A 13,718-nucleotide genomic window follows, 5' to 3' on the forward strand; every position below is an offset into this window, starting at 1 on the left:
GAACGATTACGGGGGTTCTTTTGTGCTATCTCGTGTCGCGATTCAACGGCTCTAAACCAAAATCTCGGCCAGGTTCTCTAATTTCAATGAGATCACCTGGCTGGTCATATCCTTGCCCATGGTGACACCATAGATCACATCGGCAGTTTGTACAGTGTTACGATTGTGGGTAATGATAATAAATTGGGTTGTCTGACTCAATTCTTTGAGCATCTCACAAAAGCGACCCACATTGGCCTCATCAAGCATGGCGTCAACTTCGTCTAAAATGCAGAACGGTGGCGGTGCAACTTTCAACAGCGAAAACACCAAGGCAACTGAAGTCAAACTACGCTCGCCACCCGAGAGCAGCGCCAAGCCTTGCTCTCGTCTCCCCGGCAAACGTACTTCGATCTCAATCCCCGCTTCACCGGGGCGAGATTCATCCTCTAGGTACAGCCTCGCCTCTCCACCACCGAACAACCGCACAAAATTTTGTTGAAACTCCGCTGCTACCGCTTTAAACGTGCGTGCAAACGCTTCCTTGATCAGTCCATCCAACTCAGCAATAATCTCGCGCAAATCGCTTTCGGCTTGTTTTAAATCTTCCATTTGCGTGTGCAAATAATCGTAACGCGCTTTTAGTTCCTGATATTCTTTGAGTAGATCCGGTGAGATATTCCCAATTCGTTTCAACTGACTGCGGTAGCGGGAGATGCTTTCTTCAATCTCTGGCGGTAACTGCTGCCGTGCTGGTAGTTCTGCTACTAAACCATTTAGCGGTAACGGCTCTTGCCCAGCAACAGTTTCGATATAAGTGAATGACACCAGTCCTAAATCCTCTTCAATGCGCCGTTGGAGCACAGCTAAGGCTTCTTCATCTCGCATATACTCCAGCTGTGCCTGCTGATACTGCTTTTCCAGAAACGCCAGTTGCTGTTGTTGGGCACGCCATTCTCCCATCACTTGTTCTTGCTCAACCTTCAAGCGGTGTTGCTCAGCCTCTAACGGCAAAAAGCCTTCGCTTAATTTCGTTTCGGCTTGTGCCAACTCCTGATGCTGCTGGCGCAGAACGCTCATCTCCTGGTCCAAACCAGAGAGCATACTTTGGAATTGTATGGTTTTCTCATCTAAGTCTTTTAGGCGTGCCTCCGCGCGTTGTAAATTATGTTGGTAGTCACCTAAACGTTGCGTCAGGTAGCTTAAGCGCTGCGACGCCATCCGTTCTACCGAGCGCCAATGTGCAATTTGCTCCCTGATCGTGCCAACCGCCAAGGCATCCATCGCCTCGCTCACGTGTTTCAATTGGTCACGCAGAGTTTCTAATTTGGTTTGGGTGGCTTGAGTGTGCTCTACTAGGGTCTCTATTTGCTGCTCAATAACCTTCCGCTGCGCCTCATTGTGGTGGAACGACTCTTCGATCCGGTTCAATTCCTCTTCTTGGCGCCGGAGGCGCCCAAGTAATCCATCCTGTTCGCGTCGCCGTTGTTCCAAATCTCCCCGCTGACGCTTGTACTCGCGTTCTTTCCCTATACGTTCATTTTCTAATCGCGCCAGTTCAATTTCAATTGCCTGCTTTTCGCCGCGCAATTTCTCTAACTTCTGCCCTAAACGACGTAGCGTTTCCTTAAGTTCTTGTTGGCGACGGCGACGAGTCACCAGACTGACCCGCCGATCCAAACCCGCAACAATCACACCATCAGCACCAAAAATTTCTCCCTGCAATGTCACCAATCGCTCCCCTGGGGACAATTGAGTCAACAACCGCTGAGCATCTTTGCGATGACGAACGACCCATATGTTGCCCAATAGTGCTTGGACTATTACTTGAATCTCCCCCGGGGCCTGCACAAAATCAACCGCCCGGCCTAAGCAGGCTTCATCCTGAAGAGCCAGAGACTCGGGCTTGTGGTGGCCATGTTGATTCATCAAAAAAACAGCCCGTCCGCGGTCATCCCCTTCCAGAAAGGACAAAAGATCTTCTAGGGAGAGCGGGTTTTCTAAAACCAACCCTTCAATCCGGTCGCCTAATGCCGCCGCAATGGCGCGCTCGTATTCAGGAGAAACGCTCAAAACCTGACTCAAGCGCTGCACTCGCACCGTAAGTTGTCCATTGTGTATCGCCTGAAGAACAGCCTGTGTGCCTTGGCTGAAACCCTCAAGGGTAGCCTCAGCTTGCTCAATCACCGATAATTCAGCTTGCGCTTTAAGGATGGCAGCCTCAACAGCATCTTGTTCCTTTTGAAGTTGTCTCAACCGTTCACGATTTGCTTCCAATTGCTGAGAAAGTATTCCTAACTCAGATGAAAGTTGCTGAACTCTCGCTTCTAGGGCTTCCATGGCTTGTCTTTTTTGAGTCAGTTGATTTTTAGCCTCCTCAAGGACGCGCACTAGTTCCTCTTTTTGGCGGCTGGCGCGTCTCATTTGCTCGTCCAATTCTCTTAGCCGCCGCTGATGCGATTCACGCTCGACCCCGTAAGCCATATGACGTTTTTCGAGGTTCTGTATTGCGGCTTGGAGTTCGGACTTCCGGGCAACCAACGCCTGCTCTTCTGACAACCGGGTTTCCAATTGCTGAGTCAAGGTGCCAATTTCGCGCTGAGCACCCTCTATCTCGACCTGCACCTGGTCACGTTCACGTTCCAATGTGGCAATCTGGACCTGAATTTCGGTACGTTCTGTTTCTAAGCGTTCGCGTTCCACACGCGCGTTTTGTTGTTGTGCTTCCAAAGCTACCTGGCGTTCTTCCAGAACAGCCATTTGACGTTCTACCCGCGCTTTCTCGCGCTCCAGATTCTGCTTTTGCTCTTTCAGCGCTTCAATTTGGCTAACCACATCGGTCAGGCTATCGCGTATTTCCTTAAGCCGAATCTCTAGTCCCTCCAGCCGGGCGCGTTGATCGGCCAGATGTTGCTCCAACTTTCTCACTGCCGCTCGAGAATGAACAACCCGTTGTTGGCCCTGATACCAATGATAGCCATACCATTCTCGTAAGAGAAGTTTCAAGTCGGCTGAAATGCGTTCGTATTCTTGGGCACGCTGAGCTTGCCGCTCAAGGCTCTTCACTCGTGGCTCTAGTTCGGTTAGGATATCCTGCACCCGTTCAAGGTTACGCCGAGTGGCATCCAACCGATTTAACGCCTCTTCACGGCGGATGCGGTAGAGCCCAACTCCAGCGGCTTCTTCAAAGAAGCGCCGCCGCTCTTCTGGGCGTAATGAGAGCGCTGCATCAATTAATCCCTGACCAATGATGGTATAAGTTTGCTCGGAAAGGCCGGCTCGTGAGAGTAATTCTGTGATCTCTTTGAGGCGCACCCGTTGACCGTTTAGCAGATATTCATTCTGACCATCACGGTAGGCACGCCGCGTGATGCTCACCTCATTAAATTCAAGGGGTAGCCACTGGTCCTCATTATCAAATACAATGGTCGCCAATGCCATTCCGGCTCGCGGTCGGTGCTCCGAGCCGGAAAAGATCATGTCTTCAGTCTTGCGCGCCCGCAGTAGTGAGAAGGATTGTTCGCCTAATACCCACCGAATTGCATCTGCGATGTTTGATTTTCCCGAGCCATTTGGTCCTACAATAGCGGTAATACGCCCAGGAAATTCAAATAGAATGCGCGAGGCAAACGTTTTATACCCCTGCAATTCCAGGGACTTTAGCCGACTTGCCATATGCGGCACCTCACCCTTTCACAGCATAGTCTCTGGGACAATGCCCAGGCGTCGGATAGCATCGCGGGCCGCCGATTTCGTTGCCGCATGCTTGCTCGATCCGCTCCCCCACCCACACACTTTGCCATTGATCAAGACCTCGACCTCAAACACTTTGGCATGTTCCGGGCCATACACGTTGCGGGTGATATAGCGCGGAGCAGCCAACCCCTGGGACTGTGCCCATTCCTGTAACAGGCTCTTGGGATCTTCCACGCGGTAATGCAATAACACGTCTTCAGCGGCTTCTTCCAAAAACGGGGTTAGAAACTCTTCAACGGCTTCAAGGCCTTGATCCAGATAGAGGGCTCCAATTAAGGCTTCAAATGTGTCACAAAGCAATGAAGGGCGGTCCCGCCCTCCGGCTTGGGCTTCGCCGCGCCCAAGTCGTAGTGCTCGACCCAGGTCAATCCGCCGTGCGAACTCGGCCAGTTGCTCGGTATGCACTAGCGCTGACCGCATCCGAGTTAGATCACCCTCGGGCATTTCCGGATAGCGATGATATAACCATACCGCCACCAGAAAATCCAACACCGCATCCCCTAAAAACTCCAAGCGCTCATTATCCTCAATAGCCTCGGGATGCTCATTGAGATAAGAGCGATGAGTAAGTGCACGGCTTAGAAGCAGCCAATCCTTAAACTTTAGTCCCAGGCGATTCGCAAGTTCCTGAGGAGATTCGACCTTCTCTACAGGTGTTTCGTTGCCCACGTTTAACCTCCTGCCAGGAACCCAAGAAGCGCAATCCCCTCACCCTACAGAGGTAAGCAATTTGCGTTCCTCCGGTTCCGGTAATTTCAAGGGCCATATTTCAACCCTGAACCGGTTATCACAAGAACAATCGGTTCCGGTAACCTCACATGCAGCCGCTCTAGCGCAGCCCAAACCAGCGCACTCGTTGGTTCCACATACACGCCCTGATGCGCCAAAGTAATGAACGCCTGTTCAATTTCAGGCTCTTCAATCGCCACAAAGGTACCACAATCGGGGGAAATTTCTCGTAATAGGGCCTCCAAACGCACCGGTTGGCGCACTCGAACACCTTCTGCCAGGGTTGGACGCTCTTCCACTGTCAACTCGTGCACGCCTCCCCGATTTTGAAACGCGCTCACCACTGGCGCGCACGCCGCGGCTTGCACACCCACAAAATATGGGGTTTGAGAGATCACGCCGCATTGCTTAAGCGACTGAAACCCCCGCACGATCCCAATTAAGAGGCCACCATGTCCCACCGGAGTAATAACCGTTCCTGGTACCCGTCGTCCCAATTGTTCCCACACCTCATAGGCAATGGTAGCGATTCCGGGCAAGCCAAACGGTAAATACGCATGACTGGCATAAACTGCTCCCTGCTGAACGGCTTCTAGTACCGCCTGCGCCGCCGCCGACCGTGGGCCCGGGACTCGCACCAAGGTTGCTCCATAGCGTTCAATCTGTAATCGTTTCGGGCCAGAGGCGCTTTCCGGCACATAAACCACCGCCCGTAAACCCGCCCGTGCCGCATAAGCCGCAAACGAAGCCCCTGCGTTACCGGAAGAATCCTCTACGGCCTCCTTCACGCCTCGCGCCAATAACCAACTGACCAGAACAGCGCTGCCGCGATCTTTGTACGAGCCACTAGGGTTCAGGGACTCCAGTTTAAGATATACTTTGTTCCCAGCATAAGGCAGGGGCACCAAAGGAGTTTTCCCTTCTCCTAGCCAAAGCACCTCAGCCGTGGAAGGTAAAGCTAGGGTTGACCAATATTGCCAAAGGCCCGGGAGATCGTGGCGCAAATCGTGGGGATTAAAGATTGGCGGTGAATCATAATCATAAACACCGTCGCATTGCGGGCAACGATAAGGCACGCCCTCATCGGGATACGGAACACCGCAAAGGGTACATACAACGCACCCCATCTCACTATTCCCCCCGCCTGGGATGGTAATGCCCTTCCACCCAGGTTTCACCCTGTGGGCCAATCTCTTTCTTCCACACCGGGACAATCTCTTTCAAGCGGTCAATGCCGTAACGCGCAGCTTCAAATACTCCCAAATCACGGTGTGCGGCGGCACATGCAATAGCCACGGTCGGGCTACCAGCTTCAAGGCGCCCAATACGCTGTATCATCGCAATCCCTTGCACTTCAGGCCAACGCTGCCGTATTTCATCCGCGATCTGGCGCATTTTGGCTTCAGCCATGGGAATATAGGCTTCATATTCCAGGGCAACCGTCTGATGTGGCTCACCACGTTGAGTCTCTGCACGCACGATTCCCGTGAAAACGCAGACAGCCCCGGTGCTGGGTTGGACAATTTGAGCAACCAATGCATCCAAATCCAAAGCGGTATCCAATACTGCTACAATCGTTGGCCCTGCGCCGCCGCTCACCGGCGGAAAGAGGGCTACTTCGGCTTCATCGTCTAAGATATCCTCATCACTGGCAAAAACCTGGTCTACTGCTACGATGGCGTTTTCCAATCGTTGCCCCAGTTCTGGAAAGCGAGATTTGAGAATTTGCCTTAAGTCCCGTACTCGCGATCCTCGAGGAAGATTCAGGACCAGGTGATTAGTGCCAACAATCTCACGTAAATGGGCAAAGAGAAGTATCTTTAGGCGAATTAGAGATGTTCCTTCTGTCCGAGAATCACTCATGGATGACATCGCCACTTTGCCCACCGTGTTTTTCAACCAAACGGATATTAGTAATTTGAGCGGTTTTCTCGACCGCCTTTACCATATCGTAAACGGTTAAAGCACTGACTGCAACAGCCATCAACGCTTCCATTTCTACACCGGTCTTAGCCGTTGTGCGCGCTGATGCCGTTATCACAACACCGGGAAGCGCATCTTCCAGAGTCAAGGTAACTTCCACCTGATGAAGCGGAAGAGGATGGCAGAGCGGGATCAAATCCGCGGTCCGTTTAGCCGCCATGATCCCTGCAATTTGCGCCACGGTGAGCACATCCCCTTTTTTCATCAATCCTTGTCGGATTAAATCCAAAGTTTCAGGTTTTAGCCTCACCTCTCCTTTGGCTATGGCAATGCGCAACGTTTCGGGCTTAGCCGAAACATCCACCATCCTCGCCCGTCCCTGTTCATCCAGGTGCGTTAGCGATTTATCATTCATACGCTCTAATTATACTTGTTAACGGAGAGACAGAAAGGCCTGAGCATCATTCTTACCCCTCATAAAATGCTATAATCCCACCTGCTATGACCGCTTCCGTGATCCATCCTGTTGCGTCCTACACGGTTATCACCGATGTATTCCAAGGACCACTTGATCTCTTGCTGTATCTTATCGAGCGAGCCGAACTTGATATCACCCGTCTCTCACTAGCCCAAGTCACCGATCAATACCTTGAACACCTCAAACACCTCGAGAATCATGATCCCGAAGAGGTCTCAGCCTTCTTAGTGATTGCAACCCGGTTACTCCAAATCAAATCAGCAGCACTTCTTCCGCGTTCTCCCTCAAATCAGGAAGTTAGCCAAGTTCCCGAAGAAGAACCCGCCAATGAAGACGACCTGGTGGAACAATTAAAGCGCTACAAACGATTCAAAGAAGCCGCTGAATATTTACACCAGCGCGAGAATCAAAACCTACGCACCTATACCCGGGGTGTTCCCCCTTTACTTCGTCATCTCAATCTTAAACCCCACCTGGAAGATCTTTCTCTTGAAGAACTGATCCTTGCCGCACGCAATGCCCTGATCCGGCGCACCTCTCCCGAGGCGCTTGAGAAAGCGGTCACGCTTCCTCGGATCACGATTCGTCAGAAAATTTCCCATTTACTGCAAACACTGCGCCAAATCCCCCGCATCACGTTCCGTTATCTTCTAGGGCAACGAACCACCCGCACCGAGGTTGTGGTCACATTCCTGGCTATGCTGGAACTCGTCAAACAGCGCCTGGTTATCGCCCATCAACCCACGCTCTTTGCCGAGATCGAAGTAGAGGCAACGGGCGAACTCCCTGACGAGCAGTCTCTGACCTTGGAATTCGAGGATTAAACTGAGCCAGCGCGCGTTACCCGTTTGCTAATTTCGTCTAATTTTGCCACCTCTTCATCTGAAAGTCGCCACCCCAATGCCCCTAAATTCTGCTCAGCCTGAGCCCGATTTTTTACCCCGGGGATTGGCAACGCCCCCTTACAAATGACCCAATTTAGCGCTACCTGTGCCGGCGTACGCCCACCATGGGCAACCCCAATGTCTCGTAACGCCTGCAACAAGGGTTGAGTTCTCTTCAAGTATTGGCGATTATAGCGCCGTCCTCGAAAACCTTGAGGTGGGTTTTCCGGCGTGTATTTGCCAGTCAACACTCCCATTGCCAATGGACTGTACGCAATCAATGTGATCCCCAAATCTCGGCATGCTTGCATAACCTTATTCTGCTCGACGCTTCGATCCAGTAAATGATATTCCACCTGATTCGAGGCCAAAGGGATACCATGGCGGGTTAGTACTTCATAAGCACGCATCATTTGATCGTAATTGTAATTAGAAACGCCCACCGCCAGCGTCCACCCGCGCTGAACAGCTTCGATCATGGCTTCCATCCAAACCTCAATTCGCACCGGTGGTAATGGCCAATGGATCTGATAGAGATCAACCTGCTCTCGCCGCAGGCGCTGCAGGCTATGCTGAAGCGCACGCAGCAAATCCCTTCGACTCAAGCGCCACGGATAGGGCATAAATTTGGTTGCAATACGTACCGGACGTTCCAATCCAGCCACAAATTCCCCCAGCAATCGCTCAGACAACCCCTGACCATAAACTTCTGCCGTATCAAAAAAAGTCAAACCCGATTCAACGCAAAAATGGAAGGTTTCTTGCAAGTCCTCCCGCGAATATCCACGCCCAAATCCCCACACCAAACGATCTCCCCATGCCCACGTGCCTACACCCATTTCAACCCCTTCAAAAACCGGATGCCGAGAATAGATACCATCCGTCATAGTGCCTCCTTACATGTTGAATGGTAAATTCATTACGAATTATATAGGCAATCTTTCCTCGCACCCTTGCCGAAAACCTTTGAAGTTCATAGAATGATAACCATGAGCCAAGAGGACGTCTCACCCATTCGTCAGCAGTACCTCGAAATAAAGCGCCAATACCCACACGCTATTTTATTCTTCCGCCTGGGTGATTTTTACGAGACCTTCGATGAGGATGCTGAAATCACGGCCCGCGAACTCGATATCGTGCTTACCTCACGAAATGTGGCCAAAGGGGTACGCGTGCCCATGGCTGGCATCCCCTATCACGCCGTTGAAAATTACCTCTCCCGTTTGATTGAAAAAGGTTATCACGTTGCGATTTGTGAGCAAGTGGGCGATCAGCCCACTCGCGGCTTATTTCCACGCCAAGTCGTGCGGGTGGTAACCCCGGGCACAGTCGTTGAGCCCACCTTACTTAAAACCGATTACAATAACTACCTTGCCGCACTCATTGCTCAGGACAACGCTGCCGGTATCGCATATGTAGATATTACCACGGGCGAATTCCGCGCCACCGAGTTGAGCGGTGAGCATTTAGAAACCCTGCTTCGCGCCGAACTTACCCGCATCCAACCGGCTGAGACCTTGTTGCCTGAACACCAGGCCACTTTCGGTGAGATCATCCCCAATCACCTTACGCTACTCCCTGCGTGGCGCTTTGAAACCGCACGCTGTCAGGAAGTATTGAAGAATCACTTCGGGGTCGCTGTGCTAGATGGCTACGGTCTCACCAAAAAGCCTCTGGCCATCGGTGCCGCCGGCGCTATTCTTCAATACCTGCAAGAAACCCAACCCAATGCCCTAAAACTGCTCACTAGCCTTTCTACTTACACTTCCTCAGATTTTATGCTTTTAGATGCCAATACCCGGCGCAGTTTAGAACTCACTGAAACAATGCGCCAGGGCGAAACCCAAGGGTCACTATTGAGTGTATTGGACTACACCATTACCCCCATGGGCCGGCGCTTACTCCGCCAATGGCTAAGTAAACCTCTCATCAACCCTGAAGCCATTCGCCAGCGCCAGGACATCGTTGCCTTTTTCTTCACCCAGGGCATGTTGCGCGCCGAATTGCGATCTCGATTAAAGGGTTTGGGCGATCTGGAGCGGCTTACCAATCGTGTCGTTGCCGGTCATGCTGGACCACGGGATTTAGCAAATTTGCGCAGTATCTTGCGTGGACTGCCCGCAGTACATAGCCTTTTTGAGGGAGCGCTGCCTGTACCCCTCCAGATGGTGTTCGATCATCTTCACTTAGAATCCGCCTTGTATGAGAGATTAGAAGAGGCTTTGGTTGATGAACCACCCGCGACCCTTCAAACCACTGGCATTTTTCGCCCCGGATATTCGGCGGAATTAGATCAGATCATCCAAGCCTCTCAACATGCGCGCGATTGGATTGCCAATCTAGAGTCTGCCGAACGCGAACGTACTGGCATTAAAACACTCAAGGTAGGTTACAACAAAGTATTTGGGTATTACATTGAGATTTCACGCGCTCTTGCCTCGCAAGCGCCTCCAGAATACATCCGCAAGCAAACTCTGGTCAACGCGGAGCGGTTTATCACCCCGGAGATGAAAGAATATGAGGCTCTCATCCTAAATGCTGAAGACCGTATCCGTGAGATCGAAACTCGCCTTTTCAAAGAATTGTGCCAAGAAGTCATAGCCGTCAGTCAGCATCTCTTGGAGACTGCTCAGACTTTGGCTGAATTGGACGTTTATGCCGCCCTGGCAGAGGCCGCCGCACTAAATGGCTATACCCGCCCCGAAATTACCGATGACCTGACACTGGATATTCGTGAGGGGCGCCATCCGGTGGTGGAAAAAATGCTTAAGGGTGAACGGTTTGTGCCCAATGATTGCGTTTTTGAAGAGGGTGAGGTCATCCGTATCATCACCGGTCCAAATATGAGCGGCAAGTCTACCTTTCTGCGCCAGGTTGCCCTGATTGTGCTGATGGCGCAGATTGGTTCCTTTGTCCCTGCCGCCTCCGCCCACATCGGGTGTGTGGATCGCATTTTTACCCGCATAGGCGCCCAGGATGAAATTTTTGCCGGTCAATCCACATTTATGGTGGAAATGACCGAAACGGCCAACATCCTCAACCATGCCACCCAACGCAGTTTATTGATCCTGGATGAGATCGGACGTGGTACCTCTACCTACGATGGGCTTTCTATTGCTTGGGCTGTCATCGAGTACTTACATAATCATCCGCGGCTACGTCCAAGAACGCTCTTTGCCACCCACTACCACGAGTTAACTCAATTAGCTGATCTCCTCCCCGGTGTGCGCAATTACAATGTGGCCGTAACCGAGGCTGAAAACCGTGTAATTTTCTTGCACAAGATCGTCCCTGGGGGAGCAGATCGTTCTTATGGTATTCATGTGGCTCAATTGGCCGGCTTACCCCGCCCAGTGATTCAACGCGCCAGCGAAATTCTAGAACAACTGGAACGCACATCAGGACGAGCGGTATCTTTCAATCCTGCTCTCCCTCAGCAATTAACCCTCTTCCCTGAGACCAACCCCTTACTCGAAGAACTGAAAAGCCTCGATCTGAACGTACTCACCCCCTTAGAAGCCCTCAACAAACTCTATGAGTGGCAGAAAAAATATTTAGACTCAAAATGAGTGTAAGGGGAACATTCATCAATGGTTAGTCAGGCGAACAGTGACTGACCGAGCTGGCTGGTAGAATTCAACTAACGGAAACGGCGCCTGTGCTGCATAAGCATAATGGGTGGTAAAAACATCGGCAGCATTCAGAGATGTCGTATTACTCCGCACCCGTGCCAACGCATTCGCCGTTTCAGTAAATAAATCAACACCGGTAGCCAGGGTATTCCACCATACAGCCTGCGCCGCATAACGCACATTGATTTGGGGTTCGGGGCGGCCAAAATCCTCAAAAAACCAACCACATGAGGTGTACATGCGCTGTTTGTTGAGTTGTGCTCGCAGTAGATAATCCACCTGACGTAACACCCGTTCCTTGGGGACCTCTCCACTCAATTGAAAGAACAAGTCACTTAGGGAAATGCGTCCGAGCAACACGTCAATGTAGCGCCAAACCAACACCCAGGGATGGTGAAGATAGCGCCTTAAGACTTGCATGTATAAGCCATCTAGCTGCTCACCTAAACGGTGTAATGCTTCCCAAAACGGGGCTTTCCACTCACTCTGGGGCGTACAATCGCAACCTTGAGACCATCGGGCAAGGTGATGACCACAGCTCCATGACGTAGCCGATCGTATGACAACCTTGTGCCGGGGTGGATGATCCTTTAACCATTCTCCCAAATAGGTCCTTTTCAAGAGGCCGTCCTGTGTCTCGGTCAAATGGGCCAAAAAATGATCCCGGAAGGGCTGGTGATGGCCATATACCTCACCGTCGGAGGCGATCAGGATCAAACGCTCGTGACCCTCTCCGTAAGCAGCGGCTTCCATCACCAAAGTACGAAAACGATCCGCATTCGAGGTTGACTCGGGATCAAAACTAACCCGCATACTCAAATCAGGATGATAGAAGAAAAGAGCAAGGCGCTGCTTGGAGCCTTCCCACCAATAAGGCTGAGTTACGTCCAAACCGGAGTCTGCGGCTTGCCAGGGAGCTAAAATGGTGAATTGAACCCCTAATTCCGCACACAAAGCCAGTGTATCCTCATCCACGGCTGTCTCAGGTAGCCATATTCCGCTGGCGGTATGACCAAAGCGACGTTCAAACGCCCGCAATCCCCATAGAATTTGGGTCTTTCGATCATGCCACGGTAATAGGGGCAAAATGACATGAAAATACGGCTGGGCTAATCCATTGCCCACCCCTCGCTGCCGATAGTGCCAGCGCTCTTGTGATACGATTTTCGCCAGCGTGATCGGGTCATAACTGCTCATCCAATTAAGTAGAGTCGGACCAAAATCAAACGAGATTCGCCCGAAATTACCCAATTCAGCATTGGGCCGATAACAATGGGCATGAATGCGTTCGTTCCAATTACGAAATGGTGCTGCTCCGCTCTCTTCTGGGACTTCTCCGGTAATAGGATCCTCACGAGGGGGTTGGTAAAAATGCCCATGAATACAGAACGCTTGAAGGGTTGTCATGCTTCCTGTACTCCTAATCGTCCTGGGGAGGAGTTCTTTAACCCACTCAAGAATCCAATTTGTTGGTGAAAACGAGCCGGGATGATACCAAAGATCCGCGGAAGGTTTTCCAGGGAGGCGGTACGATCTGTGGACAAATAATCCAACCAGTAAATGGGCATCGGAAAACCACGCCATTGATCCAGGATCAAAGCCAGTATTTTAAGATTTCCCAATGGCATATGGATGATCCAACGCTTTAAATGCAGGGCTGTCATAAGCACATCCACCATCTGACGCAGTGAAAGGTACTCGGGACCGCCTATCGAGACTACTTGATTCTCCAAAGGAGGATATGTCAAGGCTATATCCAGGGCTTCCACGAGATCACCAATCCAAATGGGTTGCATCAACATCGAACCATCGCCAGGCATCAAAAAAATCCCCGGCGTTCGTCGTAAAAGAGTGGCTAACCCAGTGACAAACTGATCGCCTGGACCATAAGCTACTGCCGAACGGATAATGGTAAATGGCACACCACTGTTCATGATTAGGGCTTCAGCGATCCCCTTGGCTTTAAGTAGGGGAAAAGCCGATGCCCGATCTGCCCCCAAATGGCTAAGATACACAAAACGTTGCACTTTGGCTTTGGCGGCTGCTTCAGCCAGGGCGCGCGTTGCCCGAACATCCACGCGTTCAAATGATGCCCGACTGCTTTCTCGTTCGGCGCCAATCAAATGCACCACATGTGTCACCCCTCGCAGCGCAGCCGCCAATGCCCGTTCGTCTCCCAAATCACAAACCGCGACGTCTATCACAACTCCCTTGGGCAGACGGAAAGGTTTGCCCCCTGGCCTTAAAAGCAAACGCAACGGACGCCGTCGTGACACCAAATGTCGCACCAACGCCTGACCGACGAACCCCGTTGCACCCGTCACCAGGATCATATTC

The 13,718-nt window shown here is 51.5% G+C and carries 10 protein-coding genes; 2 read left to right on the forward strand and 8 right to left on the reverse strand.

The window, feature by feature from the left end:
• Window positions 1–51 precede the first annotated feature (51 nt).
• The 5 genes from smc to moaC all read right to left on the reverse strand — a co-directional run bounded on the left by smc (window position 52) and on the right by moaC (window position 6,802).
• On the reverse strand, window positions 52–3,654 hold the full coding sequence (smc, locus tag AC01YT_RS02425) for a chromosome segregation protein SMC (RefSeq protein ID WP_476672625.1): 3,603 nt from the start codon (window positions 3,652–3,654) through the stop codon (window positions 52–54).
• A gap of 18 nt (window positions 3,655–3,672) precedes the next feature.
• Window positions 3,673–4,404, reverse strand: coding sequence for a ribonuclease III (gene rnc / locus AC01YT_RS02430; RefSeq protein WP_476672626.1), 732 nt, complete (start codon window positions 4,402–4,404; stop codon window positions 3,673–3,675).
• A gap of 86 nt (window positions 4,405–4,490) precedes the next feature.
• Window positions 4,491–5,540, reverse strand: coding sequence for a threonine synthase (locus tag AC01YT_RS02435; protein ID WP_476672627.1), 1,050 nt, complete (start codon window positions 5,538–5,540; stop codon window positions 4,491–4,493).
• A gap of 55 nt (window positions 5,541–5,595) precedes the next feature.
• The gene (gene moaD, locus AC01YT_RS02440; protein ID WP_476672628.1) at window positions 5,596–6,327 is read right to left on the reverse strand and encodes a molybdopterin converting factor subunit 1; all 732 of its coding nucleotides are present in this window, start codon (window positions 6,325–6,327) and stop codon (window positions 5,596–5,598) included.
• A complete protein-coding gene (gene moaC / locus AC01YT_RS02445) occupies window positions 6,320–6,802 on the reverse strand; it encodes a cyclic pyranopterin monophosphate synthase MoaC (protein WP_476672629.1) in 483 nt (160 codons plus the stop codon). Before moaC ends, moaD begins: the two co-directional genes overlap by 8 nt.
• An 86-nt stretch (window positions 6,803–6,888) precedes the next feature.
• Here moaC and AC01YT_RS02450 point away from each other — a divergent pair, with 86 nt between their 5' ends.
• Window positions 6,889–7,689, forward strand: coding sequence for a segregation and condensation protein A (locus AC01YT_RS02450; RefSeq protein WP_476672630.1), 801 nt, complete (start codon window positions 6,889–6,891; stop codon window positions 7,687–7,689).
• Here the strand turns inward: AC01YT_RS02450 and AC01YT_RS02455 are convergent.
• Window positions 7,686–8,636 (reverse strand): aldo/keto reductase, encoded by a 951-nt coding sequence (locus AC01YT_RS02455; protein ID WP_476672631.1) that lies wholly within the window; start codon window positions 8,634–8,636, stop codon window positions 7,686–7,688. The two genes, AC01YT_RS02450 and AC01YT_RS02455, sit on opposite strands and share 4 nt — an antisense overlap.
• A 102-nt stretch (window positions 8,637–8,738) precedes the next feature.
• Between AC01YT_RS02455 and mutS the strand changes: the two genes are divergently transcribed.
• Window positions 8,739–11,318, forward strand: coding sequence for a DNA mismatch repair protein MutS (gene mutS / locus AC01YT_RS02460; RefSeq protein WP_476672632.1), 2,580 nt, complete (start codon window positions 8,739–8,741; stop codon window positions 11,316–11,318).
• Window positions 11,319–11,336: 18 nt separating this feature from the next.
• Here mutS and AC01YT_RS02465 read toward each other — a convergent pair whose 3' ends face one another.
• Together AC01YT_RS02465 and AC01YT_RS02470 are read right to left on the reverse strand one after the other, a co-directional pair.
• A complete protein-coding gene (locus tag AC01YT_RS02465; RefSeq protein ID WP_476672633.1) occupies window positions 11,337–12,788 on the reverse strand; it encodes a DUF3536 domain-containing protein in 1,452 nt (483 codons plus the stop codon).
• Window positions 12,785–13,714, reverse strand: coding sequence for an NAD-dependent epimerase/dehydratase family protein (locus AC01YT_RS02470; RefSeq protein WP_476672634.1), 930 nt, complete (start codon window positions 13,712–13,714; stop codon window positions 12,785–12,787). The genes AC01YT_RS02465 and AC01YT_RS02470 overlap by 4 nt, the downstream gene beginning before the upstream one ends.
• Window positions 13,715–13,718: the final 4 nt, after the last annotated feature.

The sequence above is a fragment of the Thermanaerothrix sp. genome (assembly GCF_056331585.1).